At 34.5% G+C, this 19,182-nt stretch carries 21 protein-coding genes and 2 pseudogenes; 19 read left to right on the top strand and 4 right to left on the bottom strand.

Annotated features, from left to right (window positions below; genetic code table 11):
* The first annotated feature begins 168 nt into the window (after positions 1 to 168).
* The 3 genes from ACIGHG_RS09075 to ACIGHG_RS09065 all read left to right on the top strand — a co-directional run bounded on the left by ACIGHG_RS09075 (position 169) and on the right by ACIGHG_RS09065 (position 3,856).
* A complete protein-coding gene (locus ACIGHG_RS09075; protein WP_396548164.1) occupies positions 169 to 2,163 on the top strand; it encodes a penicillin-binding transpeptidase domain-containing protein in 1,995 nt (664 codons plus the stop codon).
* Positions 2,164 to 2,387: 224 nt separating this feature from the next.
* On the top strand, positions 2,388 to 3,023 hold the full coding sequence (locus ACIGHG_RS09070; protein WP_396548162.1) for an FMN-dependent NADH-azoreductase: 636 nt from the start codon (positions 2,388 to 2,390) through the stop codon (positions 3,021 to 3,023).
* Between the two features lie 113 nt (positions 3,024 to 3,136).
* Positions 3,137 to 3,856, top strand: a complete 720-nt coding sequence (locus tag ACIGHG_RS09065; protein ID WP_336472690.1) for a lysophospholipid acyltransferase family protein — start codon at positions 3,137 to 3,139, stop codon at positions 3,854 to 3,856.
* A 40-nt stretch (positions 3,857 to 3,896) separates the two neighbouring features.
* Here the strand turns inward: ACIGHG_RS09065 and trhA are convergent, their stop codons facing one another.
* Complete coding sequence (gene trhA, locus ACIGHG_RS09060) at positions 3,897 to 4,553, bottom strand: PAQR family membrane homeostasis protein TrhA (RefSeq protein WP_396548160.1); 657 nt, start codon at positions 4,551 to 4,553, stop codon at positions 3,897 to 3,899.
* A gap of 193 nt (positions 4,554 to 4,746) precedes the next feature.
* Here trhA and tatA point away from each other — a divergent pair, with 193 nt between their 5' ends.
* From tatA to ACIGHG_RS09040, 4 genes are all read left to right on the top strand, one after another.
* Positions 4,747 to 4,911, top strand: coding sequence for a twin-arginine translocase TatA/TatE family subunit (gene tatA / locus ACIGHG_RS09055; protein ID WP_035430399.1), 165 nt, complete (start codon positions 4,747 to 4,749; stop codon positions 4,909 to 4,911).
* Positions 4,912 to 5,033: 122 nt separating this feature from the next.
* Positions 5,034 to 5,789, top strand: coding sequence for a twin-arginine translocase subunit TatC (tatC, locus tag ACIGHG_RS09050; protein ID WP_396548158.1), 756 nt, complete (start codon positions 5,034 to 5,036; stop codon positions 5,787 to 5,789).
* A gap of 154 nt (positions 5,790 to 5,943) precedes the next feature.
* Entirely contained in the window at positions 5,944 to 6,195 is a 252-nt protein-coding gene (locus ACIGHG_RS09045) for a DUF2535 family protein (protein WP_336472687.1), read from the top strand.
* Between the two features lie 149 nt (positions 6,196 to 6,344).
* Positions 6,345 to 7,187, top strand: coding sequence for a DegV family protein (locus tag ACIGHG_RS09040; RefSeq protein ID WP_090911658.1), 843 nt, complete (start codon positions 6,345 to 6,347; stop codon positions 7,185 to 7,187).
* 179 nt (positions 7,188 to 7,366) lie between these two features.
* Here ACIGHG_RS09040 and ACIGHG_RS09035 read toward each other — a convergent pair.
* Positions 7,367 to 7,468, bottom strand: a pseudogene (locus tag ACIGHG_RS09035) (MBL fold metallo-hydrolase); the annotation flags it as partial.
* A 308-nt stretch (positions 7,469 to 7,776) separates the two neighbouring features.
* On the opposite strand from ACIGHG_RS09035, the gene ACIGHG_RS09030 reads away from it, so the two are divergent.
* Together ACIGHG_RS09030 and ACIGHG_RS09025 are read left to right on the top strand one after the other, a co-directional pair.
* A complete protein-coding gene (locus ACIGHG_RS09030) occupies positions 7,777 to 8,235 on the top strand; it encodes a helix-turn-helix transcriptional regulator (RefSeq protein ID WP_090911656.1) in 459 nt (152 codons plus the stop codon).
* 118 nt (positions 8,236 to 8,353) lie between these two features.
* Positions 8,354 to 8,941: an SCO family protein gene (locus tag ACIGHG_RS09025; RefSeq protein ID WP_396548155.1), complete on the top strand. Its 588-nt coding sequence runs from the start codon at positions 8,354 to 8,356 to the stop codon at positions 8,939 to 8,941.
* Between the two features lie 142 nt (positions 8,942 to 9,083).
* Here ACIGHG_RS09025 and ACIGHG_RS09020 read toward each other — a convergent pair whose 3' ends face one another.
* Positions 9,084 to 9,542 (bottom strand): Hsp20/alpha crystallin family protein, encoded by a 459-nt coding sequence (locus ACIGHG_RS09020; RefSeq protein ID WP_090911652.1) that lies wholly within the window; start codon positions 9,540 to 9,542, stop codon positions 9,084 to 9,086.
* A 414-nt stretch (positions 9,543 to 9,956) separates the two neighbouring features.
* Between ACIGHG_RS09020 and asnB the strand changes: the two genes are divergently transcribed.
* The 9 genes from asnB (at position 9,957) to ACIGHG_RS08975 (ending at position 18,235) form a co-directional block, all read left to right on the top strand.
* Positions 9,957 to 11,858, top strand: coding sequence for an asparagine synthase (glutamine-hydrolyzing) (asnB, locus tag ACIGHG_RS09015; protein ID WP_090911650.1), 1,902 nt, complete (start codon positions 9,957 to 9,959; stop codon positions 11,856 to 11,858).
* A gap of 89 nt (positions 11,859 to 11,947) precedes the next feature.
* Positions 11,948 to 12,307 carry a GNAT family N-acetyltransferase gene (locus ACIGHG_RS09010; RefSeq protein WP_336472684.1) on the top strand — a complete coding sequence of 120 codons (360 nt, stop codon included), beginning with the start codon at positions 11,948 to 11,950 and terminating at the stop codon, positions 12,305 to 12,307.
* A gap of 16 nt (positions 12,308 to 12,323) precedes the next feature.
* Positions 12,324 to 12,812, top strand: coding sequence for a GNAT family N-acetyltransferase (locus ACIGHG_RS09005; RefSeq protein ID WP_336472683.1), 489 nt, complete (start codon positions 12,324 to 12,326; stop codon positions 12,810 to 12,812).
* A gap of 18 nt (positions 12,813 to 12,830) precedes the next feature.
* Entirely contained in the window at positions 12,831 to 13,160 is a 330-nt protein-coding gene (locus ACIGHG_RS09000) for a hypothetical protein (protein WP_139207584.1), read from the top strand.
* A 105-nt stretch (positions 13,161 to 13,265) separates the two neighbouring features.
* Complete coding sequence (locus ACIGHG_RS08995) at positions 13,266 to 14,252, top strand: N-acetylmuramoyl-L-alanine amidase (protein ID WP_396548152.1); 987 nt, start codon at positions 13,266 to 13,268, stop codon at positions 14,250 to 14,252.
* Between the two features lie 607 nt (positions 14,253 to 14,859).
* A complete protein-coding gene (gene dat / locus ACIGHG_RS08990; RefSeq protein WP_336472682.1) occupies positions 14,860 to 15,735 on the top strand; it encodes a D-amino-acid transaminase in 876 nt (291 codons plus the stop codon).
* Between the two features lie 422 nt (positions 15,736 to 16,157).
* The gene (locus ACIGHG_RS08985) at positions 16,158 to 16,805 is read left to right on the top strand and encodes a nitroreductase family protein (protein ID WP_336472681.1); all 648 of its coding nucleotides are present in this window, start codon (positions 16,158 to 16,160) and stop codon (positions 16,803 to 16,805) included.
* Positions 16,806 to 17,062: 257 nt separating this feature from the next.
* Positions 17,063 to 17,551: a putative periplasmic lipoprotein gene (locus tag ACIGHG_RS08980; RefSeq protein ID WP_336472680.1), complete on the top strand. Its 489-nt coding sequence runs from the start codon at positions 17,063 to 17,065 to the stop codon at positions 17,549 to 17,551.
* A gap of 135 nt (positions 17,552 to 17,686) precedes the next feature.
* Entirely contained in the window at positions 17,687 to 18,235 is a 549-nt protein-coding gene (locus ACIGHG_RS08975; RefSeq protein WP_396548149.1) for a cysteine hydrolase family protein, read from the top strand.
* Positions 18,236 to 18,277: 42 nt separating this feature from the next.
* On the opposite strand, the gene ACIGHG_RS08970 is transcribed toward ACIGHG_RS08975, so the two are convergent.
* Complete coding sequence (locus ACIGHG_RS08970; protein ID WP_336472678.1) at positions 18,278 to 18,868, bottom strand: class I SAM-dependent methyltransferase; 591 nt, start codon at positions 18,866 to 18,868, stop codon at positions 18,278 to 18,280.
* 114 nt (positions 18,869 to 18,982) lie between these two features.
* On the opposite strand from ACIGHG_RS08970, the pseudogene ACIGHG_RS08965 reads away from it, so the two are divergent.
* A pseudogene (locus tag ACIGHG_RS08965) lies at positions 18,983 to 19,105 on the top strand (alpha-crystallin domain-containing protein); the annotation flags it as partial.
* Positions 19,106 to 19,182 lie beyond the last annotated feature (77 nt).

Raw genomic sequence — 19,182 nt, 5'->3', positions numbered from 1 at the left:
GTAGTTACAAGGAATCAATAAAAATAAAGCCTTATATAAAAATTTTTTGAATGTTATACTGGTAATATAAAGAACGGCGCATATTGTGTCGTTTTTTTATATTGGGTGAATTTTGTAAAGTTGGATTTTTATAGTATGATAGTATCGAGATATAAAGGAGGAGAAAATGTGAAAAAGATATGGGGAATGCTTCTTATTTTTTCATTGCTACTAGTAGTAGGCTGTGGCAAAGAAGAAAAGCCAGAACAAGCGATGGATACATATGTAAAAGCATGGAACGAAAAAAAGTTTGATAAAATGTATGAACAGTTATCGAAAGAGGCAAAGCAGTCAATTACAAAAGATGATTTTGTAAAGAAATATGAAAACGTTTATACAGGTATTGCAGTGAAAAATTTAAAAGTAGCAGCAGAAGCGAAAAAAGAAGACAAAAAAGATGAGAAAAACAATGCGAATGTACCTTTTAAAGTAAGTATGGATACAATCGGTGGAAAGATTTCGTTTGAAAATGAGGCAAAACTTGTGAAAGAAAAGGATGGAGATAAGGACGTCTGGAAAATTGATTGGAATCCATCGTTTATTTTTCCAACCATGAAACAAGATGATAAAGTACTGGTGCAATCATTTTCGCCAAAGCGCGGTGAAATTTATGATAGGAATGGAAACGGATTGGCGACAAATGGGAAAGCGGCAGAAGTTGGAGTTGTCCCTGGGAAGTTAGGTGAATCGGCACAGCAAACGAAAGAAACGTTAGCGAAATTATTACAAATGCCAGTTGAAGATATCGAAAAAAAATTAACAGCGAAGTGGGTACAACCAAGTTACTATGTGCCACTTTCTACTTTACCAGAAGGTGCAAATGAAAATGATTACATTTCTATGCCTGGTGTCGCAATACGCTCTGTAAATGCTCGGACATATCCTCTAGGAGAAGCTGCCGCTCATTTAACGGGCTATATGGGTAAAGTAAATGCAGAGGATTTGAAAAAATTAGAAGAAAAAGGATATAAGGCTGATGAGCCGATTGGAAGAACAGGCCTTGAAAGTGTCTTTGAAGATAAACTTCGCGGTGAAAAAGGCGGACGTGTTTATATTGCCGATGCAAAAGGAAAAGAGCTAAAAGAGCTTGCTAAAAAACAAGCGAAAGATGGCGAAAATATTACATTAACGATTGATGGAAATTTGCAACAAAAGATTTATGCAGAAATGAAGGGTGAAGCTGGTTCAAGTGCAGCAGTACATCCGAAAACAGGGGAAACATTAGCGCTTGTAAGTAGTCCATCATACAATCCGAATGTCATGATGAGAGAGTCAGCGAAAGCAGAGCGAGATGCTTTGAATAATGACTCAAAAAAGCCAATGACAAATCGCTTTACACAAGTATACGCACCGGGTTCTGTTTTTAAACCGATTACAGGAGCAATTGGTCTTGAAACAAAAGTGCTTGATCCGAAAGAATCTCTTAAAATTGATGGTGTAAAATGGGCAAAAGATTCTTCTTGGGGTAACTACTATGTAACGCGTGTAAAAGATGCAAATCCAGTTGATTTTGAAAAAGCAATGATGTATTCCGATAACATTTATTTTGCACAGGAAGCATTAAAAATTGGTAAAGATAAGTTTGTAGAGGAAGCGAAGAAATTTGGACTTGGTGAAAAGTTACCAATTGAATATGGATTTGCAACGTCGCAAGTCGCAAAAGATGGTATAAAAGATGATATTGGACTTGCTGATACAGGATATGGTCAAGGAAAAGTCTTAATGTCATCTCTTCACGTTGCATTATCGTATGCGCCAATTGTGAATGAAGGAAATATTCCATCCCCGCACCTTGTAAAAGACGAAAAACAGGTAAAGGCGTGGAAAGAAAAAGTGGTATCTAAAGAGAACAGTGATATTTTGAAAAATGCTTTAATAAAAGTTGTGAATGATCCAGAAGGAACAGGTAAGATTGCAAAATTAGATGGCATTACACTTGCTGGAAAAACAGGAACAGCTGAATTAAAAGAATCAAAAGATGCCGATGGTAAAGAGTTAGGGTGGTTTGCTGCATTTGATGCAAATTCTCCAAATATGATTGTCGCAATGATGATTGAAGATGTAAAAGGAAGAGGCGGAAGTAGTATTCCAGCTGAGAAAGTAAAGCATGTATTTCAAAAGTAATAGAAAAGGGGCTGTCTCGTTCATAAGCGAGGTAGCTCCTTTTTTATCTTTTACTGATGGAAGTCTAATTTCATATAGTTATTTACTTACTAAAAAAAAGCAGCTATTTTTTATTGACAAAAAAATATTAATTAGGTATTATTGCTTACATAAGGTAAGTGATTTACTTTTTATATTGAAAATCTCAAATTGAAGATATTTATGAACAAGGGAGAGAAATGAACATGACAAAAGTATTATTTATTACGGCAAATCCAAATCCAGTAGAAGTATCATTCGGTATGGCGGTAGGAGAAGCGTTTATTGAAGCTTACCAACAAGCTAATCCACAAGATGAAGTTATAACAATTGATTTATTCCATACAAATGTACCTGCAATTGATGGTGAAGTGCTTGCTGCTTGGGGAAAACTTGGGGCAGGAGAAGGCTTTGAAACATTAAGTGAAAGCCAACAACAAAAAATTGCAGCAATGAACGGAAACTTAGAAACGTTTATGCACGCAGACAAATATGTATTTGTAACACCAATGTGGAATTTGAGCTATCCACCAGTTGTAAAAGCATACTTAGATAACCTATCAATAGCAGGTAAAACATTTAAATATACTGAAAATGGTCCAATTGGTCTATTAGAAGGTAAAAAAGCTCTTCATATCCAAGCGACAGGCGGCGTATATTCGGAAGGACCATACGCAGCAATGGACTTTAGTCGAAACCACTTAAAAGCAATGCTAGGCTTCATGGGTGTAACGGATGTAGAATATATTGCTGTAGAAGGTATGAGTGCAAATCCTACGCAAGCACCTGAAATTAAAGAACGAGCTATTGAAAAAGCACAAGAGTTAGCAAAACAATTTTAATCTATCATATTATGAAAAATGTCCAAACGCTTGCCGTTTGGACATTTTTTCTTCTTTTTCCTTCGTTTGTCTAGTATAATGAAGTACGGAATGACAATATGTGGGGGTTCTATATGATTCAAACAGTTTTTAAGATTTTGTACTTAATTTTAATTGTAATTGGTATTACGCCAAGAATGTGGCGTATAAAACGAAAGGTACATACACTATCACCGCAAGAAAAAGATCAGCTGGTGTATAAAACAACAAACTGGTTTGGCAAGAAGATGGTTCGTGTAGTTGGATCAACAATACAAGTAAATGGACTGGAAAATGTACCACAAGATAAACCGGTACTCGTTGTAAGTAATCATCAAAGTGACATGGATATTCCAGTTTTACTAGGTTATTTAAATAAACCAATTGGATTCGTTTCAAAAGCGGAAATTAAAAAATTTCCAATTGTATCAACGTGGATGGAAATGATGAGTTGTGTATTTATGGATCGCAAGAATCGCCGTCAATCGTTACAAGCGATTAAAGATGGGATTGAGTTGTTAAAACAAGGACATTCTATCGTTATCTTCCCAGAAGGCACTCGTAGCAAGGGTGATAAAATGGGAGAATTTAAGGCTGGTAGTTTTCATCTTGCTGTAAAAGCAGGTGTAGCGATTTTACCTGTAACATTGGACGGAACTTATAAGATGTTTGAAGCGAATGGCAATCGAATGAAGCCGGCGCATGCAACGATCACAATTTCGAAACCAATTACAGCAGAACAATATCAAAATATGGATATTAAAGAATTAACGAAATATACGCAAGATATCATTGCAAGTCAGCTAAAAAAGTGAGTAAAAAAGGTCTCAGCTACAGTAAAAGCTGAGACCTTTTTTATGCTACAGGCAATACATAAAATAATACGCAGAAAAACATCATCGTGCTTCCACCTAATACAAAGAGGTGCCAAATTGCATGATTAAACGGGAGTTTCTCCCACAGGAAGAAGATGGCACCGACAGAATATAAAATTCCGCCAATTAATAATAATGTGAAGCCGCTACCTGTTAAGTTTTCATATAATGGTTTAATAGCAACGATAATGAGCCATCCCATTAGGACGTAAAATAAGGTTGATAGTTTAATAAAGCGACGTACAAAAAATATTTTGAAAATGATTCCTGCAATTGCAAGTATCCATATAATCGCAAGTAATGTCCAGCCTATTGGTCCGCGCAGAGTAACGAGTAAAAATGGTGTATATGTGCCAGCGATGAATATATAGATGGCAGAATGATCTAAAATAGTAAATAATTTTTCTACTTTTGGATGATGGATACTATGTAATAGTGTTGAACATACATACAGTATAAGCATGCTAACACCGTATACAGTAAATCCTACAACTGCTGATGCAGTTCCATGTTTTGATGCGTGAATAATTAAAATAATTAACGCAGGGATACTTAAAATGGCACCGATGCCATGTGTAATTGCATTTGCGATTTCTTCTTTAACAAACTGAGTCATTCGAGTCATTTTTTGAGTCATGTTTCGACTCCTTTCTCATGTAGTCCAATGAGGAATATAGTTTCTTTCACCATATCATATACAAAAGGAATAGGAAATGAAAAATGTACGAAATTTATATTTTCAAATTTTTTCGACAAAAGATAGCGGATACATTGACGTTTACAGACTTTTTTGACAAAATGAAGTTAATTGAAAATAAGGGGGAAGCAGTATGCCGAATATTGGGTTTCCAGGATTAATTTTAATTTTAATTTTAGCATTAATTATTTTTGGACCGAAAAAATTACCAGAAATTGGACGAGCGTTTGGAGAAACCTTAAAAGAATTTAAAAAATCTGCAAAAGGTTTGCATGATGATATAGATGAGAAAAAATGAAGTTTTTATCAGTAGGGGGAGTTCCTGCTGATTGTTAGTCGAATCAAACGGATGCCTATGTCCGTTTGTGAGGGACTAAAGATGTAAGAGAAGCTTGCATCTTTTTTTCAGTGACCAGAGAAATGGGTGAGAATATGAACGATCACGAAATGAGCATAGTAGATCATCTTGGAGAGTTGCGAAAACGACTTCTTATTACAGCAGTGGCATTTTTATTTTTCCTTATTATTGGTTTTTCTTATACGAAAGAGATTTATAGTTTTATTGTAAAAGATTTACATATGAAATTAACAGTTCTTGGACCGAGCGATATTTTATGGATTTATTTTGTTATTGCGGCTGTGTTTTCAATCGTATGCACCATTCCAATTGCAGCCCTGCAGCTATGGTTATTTGTCAAGCCAGCATTGCTTCCAAATGAGCGGAAAATGACGTTATTATACGTACCAGGATTATTTATATTATTCATTGGTGGACTATGTTTCGGATATTTTATTATCCTACCATTTGTACTGAACTTTTTGGTTAGTCTCGGTGATGAAATGTTTCAAACAATGTTTACAACAGAGAAATATTTTTCTTTTGTTATGAACATGACTGTACCATTTGCTGTGATTTTTGAATTACCTGTTGTAACCATGTTTTTAACAAGCATTGGAATTTTAAATCCAGTAGCACTACAAAAAATTAGAAGATATGCGTATTTTATATTAATTGTCATTGCGGTGTGCATTACACCACCTGACTTTATTTCAGATTTTTCCGTAGCAATTCCATTGTTGGTAATTTATGAATTAAGTATTACAATGTCAAAAATTGTATATAAAAGAAAAGTAAAACGAGAATTGCAATCTTCATCGAAAAGTGCCTCTTTATGACGGGCACTTTTTTTATTTCTTTGTTATACTATTAGTGTAAGCGTATACAATATAAAAAAGAAAAAAATTAATGCTTCTCCAAAATTTAGACAAACTTTTTGCCTTTGTCGGTTTATACTAACATTATAAATCCAAAAAAAAGAGGATTGATATCGTGATTATGAAGAGTTTTTATTTCACTCATCCAACAGGAAAATGTGTAAAGGTGGTTGAAATCCCTGTGCTACAAACACAGCACCCATTAGCGTTTCAAATTCAGTCGCGTCTTCAGCTCTTTATTTCTAAAATTCAAAAACAAAAGCAACCAAGGTTTTCGTACTCATTTCGAGAATATTTGCAGAATTGCTTAAAATGGAATGATTATTCAAATGTATATGAAATAAATACGTTAGAAAAAAATGCATAAGAAAACGGCAGAGCAAAAGTGCTCTACCGTTTTCTTTTTTAGACATAAAAAACAAGAATTTCGTCAGAAAATTACCTTAAACTGTTGAAAGCAGTGGGAATACTAGTATAATAACAGGGAGAGCGTAGTGGAAAGGGAAGAAATAAAACATGCAAAAAATTAAAATTGTCACAGACTCAACGTCGGATTTATCACCAGATGTGATTGAGAAATATGATATTCATGTTATTCCATTATCAATTTCTGTGAACGGACAAACTTATTTAGATCGCGTAGATTTACAACCAGATGAGTTTATTGAAGAAATGCAAAAATCAGAAGAATTACCTAAAACATCGCAACCAGCAGTTGGTTCATTTGTTGAAATGTATGATCGCTTAGGAGAGGACGGCAGTCAAGTTCTTTCGATCCACTTAACAAATGGATTAAGCGGATCAGTTGCAACGGCAAATAGTGCAACAACGATGACAGATACAAAAGTAACAGTAGTGGATTCTTTATTTATTAGTCACGCTTTGGCTTATCAAGTAATTGAAGCAGCGAAAATGGCACAAGAAGGTCGTTCTTTAGAAGAGATTTTAAAACGTATTGAACAAGTTAGAAAAAACACACGTTTATTCGTTGTTGTTGATACGTTAGAAAACCTTGTGAAAGGCGGTCGTATCGGTAAAGGAAAAGCAATGATCGGGTCTTTATTAAATATTAAGCCAATTGCTGGTATTGAGGACGGAGTCTATAATCCGATTGCTAAGGTACGTAGTCAAGGACAAATCGTAAAAACATTAGCGAAAATATTTGAAGAAGATATAGCTGGTAAGACAGTAAAAGCCGTTGCGATTCCACATGCAAAATCATTACCGTTAGCGCAGAAAATGAAAGAAGCAGTTGAAAAGATTAGTGGATTTACACAATCAGAAATCTTCTTTACAACACCGGTTATTAGTACACATACAGGCGTTGGCGCAATTGGATTCTCTTATTTTGCAGAATAGGAAAAAGCTACTTGATTATATTCAAGTAGCTTTTTTCGTGCAGGATACATATTAATCATAAACAGGCACTGGTTTTGCGTGCTATACATACAAATTTTCTCTATCTACTTTTTTCCTTGAACGGAAGGAGAAGAGGCTGTATATATTTTCTCAAAAAATAAAACATGCAATTGTTCCTATGGGACCATTCGTAAATTCCAATTGTTATGAAGTCTTGTGATAGCTACTTTGGGCGTTTCATCTGCGAGTGGGAATGCACTGTAATATATTGAAATAAAGTGAAACTTCCATCAGTGGGGGTTTTTTTCATCCCCCACTGATGGAAAGCCCTCACCAATCGGGGTCTTACTGCCTACGAATAGCGGGATAAAATTTTTTCCTTCATGGCTAAAAATGCTTGCACGGCTGTTTCTAGGAAAATATGCGAAACCATTCAGATTCATAAACTCCAATTGGCATGAAGGCAATATCAATTGTAAAGTAATCTCAAATTTCTTGAAAAACACAAAAGGAAAGAAAATTGACTAAGTATTAAAAAAGTATAAAAATACAATAAGATACTATTTACATAGTAAGAAGGGGTGTTCAAATGAATAAAGACGAAGTCGTACTAATAATTGCGAAAAAAATGAAGCTGGTTCGAACAGAATATAATTATACACAAGAAGAAATGGCAGAGATTTTAGGTCTTTCTAAAAAGACGCTTGTTCAAATTGAAAAAGAGCGCATTTTGCCTTCGTGGACGACTGTTGTTGCGATATGTGCCTTGTTTCAAAGTAGCGAAATCGTGCAGTCTGCATTTGGAGGCTCTGCTCTTGAAGTTGTCCAAACAATCGCTCACCATCAAATGGAGTATAAAAAAGAAAAAACGATGGGTGGACATATATGGTGGAAAGAGATTGAGAAAAGAGGAGATTTCTGTTTACAACAAAACATTGTTAGTCAACATTATCGAATTTTAGACGGTGAAAATTATAGGTGGTTTAGTACATTTCATAAAGAAGAAGCAATTGAAAAATTAGTACGATTTAGTGAACAAGTGAAGTAAACAGTTCCCTCATAGTGTTTACCTTTGTTACAATAAAGTGAAACTTCCGTTAGTAGGAGGCCTTTACTGCTCGTTAGTATGGGATAGAAGAAATTGAAAGAGAGAAGGGTGTTCTAGAATGAAGCGATATCAAAAATGGATTGGTATTCTTACCGCTTTTTGCTTGCTACTCTTAGCTGGATGTAGTTCAGGATCGAAACTTCGAAATCCGTTAAATTGGGATGTTGAAAGTTTTCAATACATAAATCAAAATGGTAAAAAATTTGGTACAAAAGATTTAAAAGGAAAAGTGTGGGTAGCAGATCTTGTATTTACAAACTGTCAAACAGTATGTCCGCCGATGACAGCGAATATGGCTAAGCTGCAAAGATTGGCAAAAGAAGAAAAACTAGATGTTCAATTTGTATCATTTAGTGTTGATCCAGAGGTAGATAAGCCTGAAAAGTTAAAAGCATTTGTGCAGAAATTTACTGAGGATACGAAGAATTGGAATTTGTTAACAGGTTATTCGCAGGATGACATCGAGAAGTTTGCGAAAAATAATTTTAAAACGTTAGTTGATAAACCAGATAATCAAGATCAAGTTCTACATGGTACAAAATTTTACTTAGTGGATCAAAACGGAAAAGTGATGAAGGAATATAGTGGAATGAATAATACACCATATGATGATATATTACGTGATATTAGGCGTTTAACACGATAATAAGGATATAAATTGGTTATCCCTTTTGGATAGACAGTAAAAAAGAGTCCATCTAGTATGATGGACTCAGTATTGTTTATCTGGAGGGATTTTTAGATTATTGTCTATTTGAAGAGAAGACGATTAACTTAACATTCTTTTCTTATTCGATCGATAAAATATCATGTTGCTGTGGAAGCTTTGGTGCACGAATTTCTAAAATGCCGTTTTGATAAGAAGCTTTTGCTTGCTTTTTGTTAATGGGATACGGTAATTTTATAACGCGAGAAGCTTCTGACATTGTGCGTTCGCGGCGATAATAATTATATGATTCGTTCATTTCTTCGTCTAAAACATCTTCTTTTACGGCAATTTTTAAGTATTCACCTTGTATTTCAACTTGAATCTGTTGTTTTTGAATACCAGGAAGTTCAGCTTTTATAACAATGTCCTTTTCCACTTCAAATAAATCAACTGGAAATGTTACTAAACGGTTTCCTTTTTGGAAAAAGTGGTTCATATCAGCAATAACATCACGAAGCGGAGTCTGTTCGAAAAAGTCATCAATTTGTTTTAAGTAACTTCGAAATTGTGGACGTGAAGGTTTTTTTTCATCACTCATAATTTCTCCTCCTAAAGATAAATTTGAAATATCATATGAAAAAAAAGCCTAAATGTGAGTATGTTTTTTAGCTAAGTAAGAAATTGAAAGATAGGGTAAGAATAGAAGCGTTTTTAGTATATAAATACAAATTGAAAAAACGACATAAAAAAACCCTTTCTTTTTAGGGGGGCGAGAGCATCTGGCTATACATAGAAGCAAGCGGTCAGGTCCTTTTCCTATCACATGTATAAAATAAAGGGTGAAAGCAAGTAGCGGTCATGTTTTGTTCTACAAAGTAGTGACTTATATGTTGAAAAAAACAAAATGGATTTATGTACTTTTTGTCGCCATATTGCTATGATTATGCTAGTATAAATAGGGTTGATATAGTAGTATAGAAAAAGAATGAAAACCGAAAGAGGGTAAGAAAGTATGTGTGGTTTTGTAGGATGTTTATGTGAAAACCCTAGAGGGTTTTCGGCAGAAGAAAAACATCAATTTGAAAATATGAATACGATTATCTTTCACCGTGGTCCAGACGATGAAGGGTACTTCCGTGATGAACACGTACAATTTGGCTTCCGCCGTTTAAGTATTATTGACTTAGAGGCAGGACATCAGCCGTTAACGTATGAAAACGATCGTTATGTAATTATTTTTAATGGTGAAATTTATAACTATGTAGAGCTTCGCGAAATGCTTCTTGAAAAAGGTGCAACATTTGCGACACAATCTGATACAGAAGTAATCATTGCATTATATGCTCATATGAAAGAAAAATGTGTAGATTATCTTCGTGGTATGTTTGCATTTATGATTTGGGATCGCGAAGAGAAAAAACTTTTCGGTGCGCGTGATCATTTCGGTATTAAACCGCTTTATGTTGCACAGCACGAGGATACAACATTCTTTGCATCTGAAAAGAAAAGTATCTTACATGTGATGGAAGATAAAGGGGTAAATCCAGCTTCTCTGCAACACTACTTTACGTATCAATATGCTCCTGAGCCTGAAACGTTAACAGTTGATATTAACAAAATTGAGCCAGGTCACTACTTTGTAAAAGAGCTTGGTAAAAAGATGGAAATTCGTCGTTATTGGCAACCATATTTCAATGCATCTGATGCGACGAAAGAAGAGCATATTCAGGCAATTCGTGATGTGTTATACGATTCTGTGAAAATGCATATGCGTAGTGATGTGCCAGTAGGTTCATTCTTATCTGGCGGTATCGATTCATCGATTATCGCGTCTATCGCAAAAGAAATGAATCCAAATCTATTAACTTTCTCTGTAGGCTTTGAACGTCGTGGTTTTAGTGAGGTGGACGTAGCGAAAGAAACAGCAGAAAAATTAGGTGTAAAAAACTATAGCGTATTCGTAACACCACAAGAATTCATGGATGAATTCCCAAAAATTATGTGGCATATGGATGATCCATTAGCGGATCCAGCAGCTGTACCATTGTACTTCGTTGCAAAAGAAGCACGTAAACATGTAACAGTTGTTCTTTCTGGGGAAGGTTCAGATGAGTTGTTTGGCGGATATAACATTTATCGTGAGCCAAACTCTTTAAAAATGTTCTCTTACATCCCTAGCCCAGGAAAACGTGTATTAAAAGCGTTAAGTGGTGCATTAAAAGAAGGATTCAAAGGAAAAAGCTTCTTAGAGCGCGGATGTACACCGATTGAAGAGCGTTACTATGGAAATGCGAAAATCTTCCGTGAAGAAGAAAAAGCAGCACTTATGAAGCACTACAATGAGAGTGTGAATTACATGGATATTACGAAGCCGTTGTATGATGATATCAAGAACTATGACGATGTAAGCAAAATGCAATACATTGATATGTTCACATGGCTGCGCGGCGACATTTTATTAAAAGCTGATAAAATGACAATGGCACATTCATTAGAACTTCGTGTACCATTCTTAGATAAAGAAGTATTTGATGTTGCATCTAAAATTCCGACAGAATTAAAGATTGCAAATGGTACAACAAAAGCAATTTTACGTGAAGCAGTACGTGGTATTGTACCGGATCACGTATTAGATCGTAAGAAGTTAGGCTTCCCAGTACCGATCCGTCACTGGTTAAAAGATGAAATGCATGATTGGGCTGTAAATATCATTAAAGAAAGCAAAACAGAGCATTTAATCGATAAGCAGTACGTATTAGATTTATTAGAAGCACATTGTGCAGATAAAGGCGATTACAGCCGTAAAATTTGGACAGTACTTGCATTTATGGTATGGCATCAAATTTTTGTTGAGCACAAATATGATACAAATGCGTTTCACGAAGAAACAAAGCGCGCTTATAGCTTAGTATAAAGTGAAAACCTTAAGATAGCATTGCTATCTTAAGGTTTTTTTCATAAATACTTGTCCTGTTTGATACAATAATAAGGAGTGAAATAAATATGTTAATGTTTGAAAAAGTAACAGGCGAAACAAAACTAGTAGTAAAAGAAATGTTTTCTTCTCATGATCTACCAATTCAAGATGTAGCGTATTGTATAAAAGCAGATGATACATATATAGGTGTTGTTGACTACACTGTGAAACAAGAGAAAGCGATATTATCGTATCTTCTTATTCATCACGATTATGAGGGATACGGATATGGAACAAATGCTTATTACACGTTTGAGGAGATAGTAAAAAGAGAGCATGTGAAGGAGATTCAAATCATATTTATAAATAAAAATGAAAGAATAGAATCATTTTTTGAACAACTTGGTTTTCAAAAAAATAATCATGTTTACATAAAGAAAGTGTAACGGGGGAGACGAAGAAATGGAAATTCGCAGCGCATATAAAGAAGACGTAAAATCAATTTTACATATATATAATGATGCAATTATCCATACAACCGCTACATTTGATTTACAAGAGAAGACATTAGCAGAAATGAATATGTGGTTTGATGCGCATAATGAAATGTATCCAGTCATCGTTGCTGAAGACGATGGTATTGTGCTTGGGTATTGCTCTTTATCACCATTTCGCGAAAAAGAAGCATATAAGCAAACAGTAGAAATTTCAGTATATGTGGAAAAACAAGCGCGCGGGAAAGGTGTAGCGAAGAAATTGATAGGGCACATACTTCAATTGGCAGAAGAGGCAGCTCATCATACTATTATTGCTGGGATTACAAAGGGAAACGATATAAGTGTGAAGCTACATGAACAGATAGGATTTACATATGTAGGATGTTTTCAAGAAGTAGGTTATAAGTTTGATGAGTGGCAAGATGTGTTGTTTTATCAGTACATTATAAAATAAGGTGGGAAGTATATGGGAATGACACTAACACTTATGGTAATTCTTGGCTGCTTTTTGTTTGCAGAGCTCTTTCAATTATTTATAAGAAATATATTAAGTAAGAGACGTACACCATATGAATTGCAGTATTTCCCATTATTTTTAATGTTATTTTTTATGCTATATATTTTGCAAAAAGTCACTCTTTTTCCACCAACCATTGAAATTTTTTTGAAATTAGGTTTGCTATATAGTTGCATCGGAATGGGAATCTTATGTTGTTTATTTTTTCTGAGATATGTCCACTATCAAACTTATATTTTGATTTTAAATTGGTTGAATCGAGATGATGGAAACCGTCTTTCATAAGATGGTTTTTGTCTATCATTGTCACATTCTATCAGTTCTATGAATAAAATAGGACGAGCATATAATATATGCTTTAGAATGAAGGGGAAAGAAAGGGATTGAGTGATGAAACTTGTCATTGATGCAGGACATGGCGGATATGACTCGGGTGCTGTTGGAAATGGTTTAGAAGAAAAGAATCTCACGTTACAAATTGCGCAGCGTGTTCGCGATATTTTACTAGCAACTTATTATGTGGACATTGAGATGACACGTGATAGTGATGTATTCGTAGCGTTATCAGAACGGGCAAATATCGCTAATTCATATAATGCAGATTTCTTCATTTCATTTCATATTAATAGTGGTGGCGGGACAGGCTATGAAGATTATATTTATAATGGCCTCCCAAGCGGTAGTTCCGCGGCTATGAAACAAGCGAAAATGCATGAAGCTGTTCGCACTGTTTTAAATCAATATGGATTGCAAGACCGCGGTGCTAAAACAGCGGATTATGCGGTATTAAGAGAAACAGCAATGGACGCTCTCTTAACAGAAACAGCATTTATTGATACGACGTTAGATGTAAATTTACTAAAAAATCAACAGTTCATTGAAGATTTGTGTCAAGCGTATACAAAGGGGATTGCAAATATTATGGGATTGTCTGCGAAAGAGAACCCGAATCCTCCAGCACCAGATCCACAAGCGATTGGTGTAGTAAATATTCTTGGAACGAACGTAAATTTACGAACAGGTCCCTCAACAAGTTATTCAGTTATTCGTCAATTAAATGCACCGGAATCGTATGTTGTTTTTAATGAGAGTAATGGATGGTTAGATTTTGGAGCGAGTCAGTGGATTTATTACGATCCATCTTATATGCAATATATAAAGTATAGAAATCAAGATGGAAGTCCGATTGGTGTAGCCGAAATTCGCGGAACCAATATCAACTTAAGAACAGGACCATCAACGAGCGCTTCAGTTATTCGTCAATTAAATGCACCAGAATCATATGTAGTATATCAATACCAAAACAGTTGGCTTGATCTTGGAGCGAGTCAGTGGATTTATTATGACCCCTCTTATATTAAATACACTTCATATTAAGTTGGAAGGAAAGAATCCATGTTCTATAGATTCTTTTGATTTTAACTTTGCCAAATGAAGTGAACGTATATAAAAACACCTAGGGTTTCTTGTATTTTATAAGAGATCCTAGGTGTTTTTTGAGTAGAGAGTTTTTCTATTGAGACTTTTCATCATGGCAATTTCTTTAGATAATACCGTCTTCTTTTATTTGTTCGCAGTATTAGGCGTTGTTTTTTGTGAACTCTTTGTTTCCACCGCTGGCCATAAAAATGAATGGAACGAACTATTAGAGGAGAAAATGCTCCACTGAAATTATTATATCCCTCAAGAAACCCCAAGTTATTCCCTCCTTTTTAGGAGATAAAAATAATGAGAACAAATAGTTTGCGTCTCATATTTTATGTTTTGATATCCAATATGAGCAAGTCTTTTTGAAAAAAATAATTACTAATAACATGGGTTATTAGTAGGTGGGTAAGAACACTTGGGTATATGTTGAAAAAGAAAATTCAATATAGCTAGTAAATGGAGAGAATATTTTGTTGTATAATAGTTAGAAAATTCCTTCTTTTTGAGGGGATTAAATTATACAATGGGGGTATATAGGAAGAGGAGGCGAGGAACAATGTACAGTACTTATAAAGATTGGATATTACTTAATGGAAGTATGATAAATACGAGAGAGAAAGAGCCAATGATTTCATTAGATGAGCGAGGATTACAGTTTGGAGATGGAGTATATGAAGTATTTCGTTTATATGATGGGAAGCCTCATTTATTAGATCTCCATTTAGATCGTTTTTTTCAATCTATGAAAGCAATTGAATTAGAACCGCCCTTTACAAAAGAAGAATTTATTTATCAAATGCAGCAATTAGTTGAGAAAAATGAATTTAAAGAGGATGGAAATGTATATATTCAAATTTCAAGAGGTGTACAGCCTAGAAACCACTTGTTCGAGTCCAATCTTCAGCCTACATACTATGCAAATATCGTACCATTTCCAAGGCCAGATACTTTGATGGAAAACGGAATTAAAGCAACAGTTGCCGAAGATATACGTTGGCATTTTTGTCATATAAAATCCCTTAATTTACTTCCGAATATCATGATTAAAAATAAAATTGCAAAAGAAGGCTATTACGAAGCGATTTTAGTTCGTAATGGCATTGTAACAGAAGGGTGTCATTCTAATTTCTTTATTGTCAAAAATGGAACTCTTATTACACACCCTGCGAACCAATTTATTTTGCATGGAATTACACGTCATCATGTCATTTCTTTAGCAAAGAAGTTGAATATTCCTGTTGAAGAACGACAATTTTCTCTTCCAGAAGTATATGGTGCAGATGAGTGTTTTTTTACAGCTACACCCATTGAAATTGTACCAGTGACGCAAATTGGAGGAGATTGGTATCAAACGGGAGAACAACCAATTATAAGAAAGTTGCAGGAAGCGTATAAAGAAAGTATTTATAACAAAGTAACGCCGAACAATTAATAAATTACGGCTTCAGTTTGAATGCGGTCATTCCAGTAACTTGAATCAGTACAGTTGTTTGAACAAGTGACAGAAAAATCGCTTCATGGATGAGTAACGATCCTAAAGGATTTTTATAACAGGCATTGCATATCGGTACTTTTTTCAATGAGGGAGTGATGGTATATCCATATGCACGTCTCTTCGATGTGTCTGTATCTTATAAAAATGCTGTTCGAGCTATATATACTAGGTAAATATTGTATTATTTCCAAAGCCAAATACGCTGATGGAAAATGGAATGAAAGTGAAACTGCGTTTTATTGAACGTTAGAAGTGAAAAAATACGTAAAAAGCTGGAACATGTCCAGCTTTTTTTGTTATGTGATATAATCAGACTGGCAGGGATTTTGAAAATGTTATAAAAGGGGATTTTAAATTATATGGATTATCAAGCATTCAAAGATATTATTCACGGTCGTCGCAGCGTTCGTAAATTTACAGAGCAAGATGTTTCTGTGGAAGAGATTGAAGAAATTATCGATTGTGCGAGATATGCACCGAGTGATACAAATTCGCAAACATGGGAATTTGTCGTTATTATGAACCGTGACAAAATTAAAGAAATAGAAGAGATGACATGGAATGCATTACATAAGCGAGCAGAAGAAGCAGCACAAAAAGGGGAGGAAAAAGCAGGGAAATTATTGACTCGTTCTTTTGGACCATATGCAACAGCATTTTCAGATGCACCGGTTTTAATCATTTGTTTAGCAACCCCATATCAATCTAAATTTCGTGAAAAGATTTTTGATCCAATTGAGTTTGTTCCAGAGTCTGTTTGGGAAGAGGAAGGCATCAAAAGTAGTTGCTTAGCCTCGCAAAACTTAATGCTTGCGGCTCATGCTAGGGGCCTCGGTACATGCCCGATGACAGGACCGGTGTTATTAGCACAGAACGAGCTAAGAGACTACTTAGAAATTGGATCTGATAAACAAATCAATATGGTGATTGCATTAGGACATCCGAAAGAACAGCCCAAAAAATTAGCTCGAAAAGAAGTAGCGGAAATTACGAAGTTTATTCGATAAAATGAACTCTTCGTTAGTAAGAAGAGAAAAGTTGAAATAATCTTAGTTATAAGGGCTAAGATTATTTTTTTGTGGAAATGAATAGTAAAAAAGATTTACTAAAAATTTCTTGAAGAAATAATGGTGATAAACAGGGAATAAGTGTGGTACAGTTAATGATGTAAGTAGAGAATTTGTTTATGAAAGTAATAAGTGTATATATTTAAGAGTTATTCTTGTATAATAAATTATACATTGAGATACAGGGGGAATGGATTTTGAAAAAATTCATAGTCACTGGATTATCTGTTATGTTGTTAGTTGGTTGTGGAGTAACAGAAGAAAATAACGTCAAAGAAGAAAAACAACAAGAACGAGTTGTTAATGCACAGCAAGAAATAAAATATTCATTCCCAGAGGGAGTAACTTCAGTTGGTGAAGGAAAAGTAAAAGTTGTTACACCAGATGGTACATCGGAAAATGGGAATATACCTGTCGTATTTATTAAAAAAGATACGCTTATTCAACAAGTAGAAGTTGAACTTGAAAATTTTCAAGAGGATAAAGAAATATTTATATACGTCGATAAACAGTTTGAAGACAAGCACCAAGTAAAAAAATTAGCACAAACAACAATGTCGTTAAAAGAAGAGACACTACAACCAGGTATTCATACCGTAACAGCAATCCAGTATGAAAATAATGATCCGAATGGAAAAGTAATCAACTTTGTTCAAGCGAAGTTTGAAAATAAACCAGCACAGTAAGAAGAAATCTGCTTTTTAAGCAGGTTTCTTTTGTTTGTATAGGGATTTTCATTTTACCTGTCGAATATGTATGTAATAAAGCGTCGTTATAACGCGTTTTCTATTGTTTACTGTGAAACGAAAGGAAGAGAAAAGATGAAGCGAGCACTTATTAATATTGATTATACATATGATTTCGTAGCAGAAGATGGAGCTTTAACGTGTGGTAAACCTGGGAAAATGATAGAAAAGAACATTGTAGAAATTACGAAGCAGTGCATTGAAAATGGAGATTATGTTATATTTGCTGTTGATAAACATGTAGAAAATGATTTATATCATCCAGAGAGACAATTATATCCACCTCATAATATAGCAGGAACAAAGGGAAGAGACTTATACGGTGAATTACAAAAATTATACGAAATACATAAAGATGATGAAAATGTATATTACATGGATAAAACACGGTACAGCGCCTTTGCAGGAACAGATTTAGAAATTAAACTTAGAGAAAGAGGGATACAAGAAGTGCATCTTGTTGGTGTTTGTACGGACATTTGTGTGTTACATACAGCAATTGATGCCTATAATAAAGGATTCCGCATTGTAGTTTACGAAAAAGCAGTTGCCTCATTTAATCAACAAGGGCATGAATTTGCCCTGCAGCATGTGAAGTCTTGTCTGCAAACTACAGTAAAATAGGAAGAAACGACCGCCAGAAAAATAAAAATTCTGGCGGTTTCGTTATTTTCTTGCAATTATACAAATTGAACCTCTATACTCATGAAATACTACGTTGCTAAATCCAGTTTCTTTCAATAATTTTTCTATATCTTCTTTTGTTTTGAATTTTCTCATATGATAATTTATTTTATATAGCTCAGCTGCGATAATAAAATAGCCATTTGATGTGAGGACCCGAAATACTTCTTTTACATCATTCTCTAAATTTGGCCAAAAATAATGGGTTTGAAAAGCAGTAATAATATCAAAAAAGTCATTTGAAAAAGGCATAGCCGATACGCTTGCTTGTTTTATAAGTACTTTTCCTAAATCTATATCTTTTTTATTCAGTTTGATAGAGTTTTCTACTGCTTGTTTGGAATAATCAATACCATATATTTTTCCGTCCTGATTCATTTTCGAGAGAGTATGTATTGTTTTTCCACCGCCGCAACCTATATCGAGCACGTTTGCATGCCCATTTATTTTAACATTACTTAAAGCCCATCTTGTCATATTAGTATGAGCGGCATTCATGATGCATAACATAGATGCCCCCACAAAACCTCTTGGATTTTTAGCTTGTTCTATTAATTTAGTCAATACACTCAATTTTATATCACCTTTCTTGATTATTTCATATAAAAATTTTTTATGAAGCTTCTCACTGTATATGTTTCTTTATACTTTTTTCAAATTCCTTTCTTATGGAAGAGGGAGATAGGAAATATTAAAGTCGACTTTGAAAAGGATATGTTAACAATTCAAGCGACGCAAAATGATGAAATAGAAGAAAAAAGTGAAAGTGGCACATATATTCGAAAAGATACAGGATCGGTTATTCGCCGGCAATAAGATTCCTAGAAAAATAGAGATGCAGACATTCGAACAATTATATATTTCCATTTTAATTTTTCGACATATAA

This window comes from Bacillus sp. NPDC077411, assembly GCF_044543425.1.
GTDB classification, from domain to species: Bacteria; Bacillota; Bacilli; order Bacillales; family Bacillaceae_G; genus Bacillus_A; species Bacillus_A bruguierae.
The sequence above is the reverse complement of the archived record's forward strand: the minus strand, read 5'-3'. Positions and strand labels throughout refer to the sequence as shown.

Excerpts from the sequence above, each read along its gene's own strand:
- ACIGHG_RS09070 (WP_396548162.1), top strand. The coding sequence starts at position 2,388 with ATGACAAAAGTATTATTTATTACGGCAAATCCAAATCCAGTAGAAGTA.
- ACIGHG_RS09065 (WP_336472690.1), top strand. The coding sequence starts at position 3,137 with ATGATTCAAACAGTTTTTAAGATTTTGTACTTAATTTTAATTGTAATT.
- trhA (WP_396548160.1), bottom strand. The coding sequence starts at position 4,553 with ATGACTCAAAAAATGACTCGAATGACTCAGTTTGTTAAAGAAGAAATC.
- tatA (WP_035430399.1), top strand. The coding sequence starts at position 4,747 with ATGCCGAATATTGGGTTTCCAGGATTAATTTTAATTTTAATTTTAGCA.
- tatC (WP_396548158.1), top strand. The coding sequence starts at position 5,034 with ATGGGTGAGAATATGAACGATCACGAAATGAGCATAGTAGATCATCTT.
- ACIGHG_RS09040 (WP_090911658.1), top strand. The coding sequence starts at position 6,345 with ATGCAAAAAATTAAAATTGTCACAGACTCAACGTCGGATTTATCACCA.
- ACIGHG_RS09030 (WP_090911656.1), top strand. The coding sequence starts at position 7,777 with ATGAATAAAGACGAAGTCGTACTAATAATTGCGAAAAAAATGAAGCTG.
- ACIGHG_RS09025 (WP_396548155.1), top strand. The coding sequence starts at position 8,354 with ATGAAGCGATATCAAAAATGGATTGGTATTCTTACCGCTTTTTGCTTG.
- ACIGHG_RS09020 (WP_090911652.1), bottom strand. The coding sequence starts at position 9,542 with ATGAGTGATGAAAAAAAACCTTCACGTCCACAATTTCGAAGTTACTTA.
- asnB (WP_090911650.1), top strand. The coding sequence starts at position 9,957 with ATGTGTGGTTTTGTAGGATGTTTATGTGAAAACCCTAGAGGGTTTTCG.
- ACIGHG_RS09010 (WP_336472684.1), top strand. The coding sequence starts at position 11,948 with ATGTTAATGTTTGAAAAAGTAACAGGCGAAACAAAACTAGTAGTAAAA.
- ACIGHG_RS09005 (WP_336472683.1), top strand. The coding sequence starts at position 12,324 with ATGGAAATTCGCAGCGCATATAAAGAAGACGTAAAATCAATTTTACAT.
- ACIGHG_RS09000 (WP_139207584.1), top strand. The coding sequence starts at position 12,831 with ATGACACTAACACTTATGGTAATTCTTGGCTGCTTTTTGTTTGCAGAG.
- ACIGHG_RS08995 (WP_396548152.1), top strand. The coding sequence starts at position 13,266 with ATGAAACTTGTCATTGATGCAGGACATGGCGGATATGACTCGGGTGCT.
- dat (WP_336472682.1), top strand. The coding sequence starts at position 14,860 with ATGTACAGTACTTATAAAGATTGGATATTACTTAATGGAAGTATGATA.
- ACIGHG_RS08985 (WP_336472681.1), top strand. The coding sequence starts at position 16,158 with ATGGATTATCAAGCATTCAAAGATATTATTCACGGTCGTCGCAGCGTT.
- ACIGHG_RS08975 (WP_396548149.1), top strand. The coding sequence starts at position 17,687 with ATGAAGCGAGCACTTATTAATATTGATTATACATATGATTTCGTAGCA.